This window comes from Cohnella sp. GbtcB17 (assembly GCF_019091135.1).
GTDB lineage: Bacteria > Bacillota > Bacilli > Paenibacillales > Paenibacillaceae > Cohnella.
This window is the reverse complement of sequence record NZ_JAGXJW010000284.1, coordinates 1-266: the sequence shown is the minus strand read 5'-3', so window position 1 is coordinate 266 and position 266 is coordinate 1. Positions and strand designations below refer to the sequence as shown.

Here is a 266-nt window from a genome sequence, read left to right as displayed (position 1 = left end):
ACCCTCCGGCGATTGTGCGCCGCATCGCCAGCTTTGCCAGCAATAGCGTGATCGATCCGCAGCGCCGGGCCAAGCGCCGGGCGCAGGCGGAAGCGGCGCGGGTAAAGGCGGGCGCACCGCACCGGGTCGAGTATTTCCACCAGCATGACGATCCCTATTCGCATCTCGCGCAGCAGGTGCTGGACGCGTTCAAGGAACGCTATGATATCGAACTGGTGATCCACCAGATCCGCGCCAGTGGTGGCAAGAACCAGCCCGAATTGGCG

The 266-nt window shown here is 64.3% G+C and carries 1 protein-coding gene; it reads left to right on the top strand.

Annotation, left to right across the window (positions count from 1 at the left end):
• On the top strand, nucleotides 1-266 hold a 266-nt coding region (locus KVT38_RS33785), incomplete at both ends, for a conjugal transfer protein TraF (RefSeq protein ID WP_217598087.1).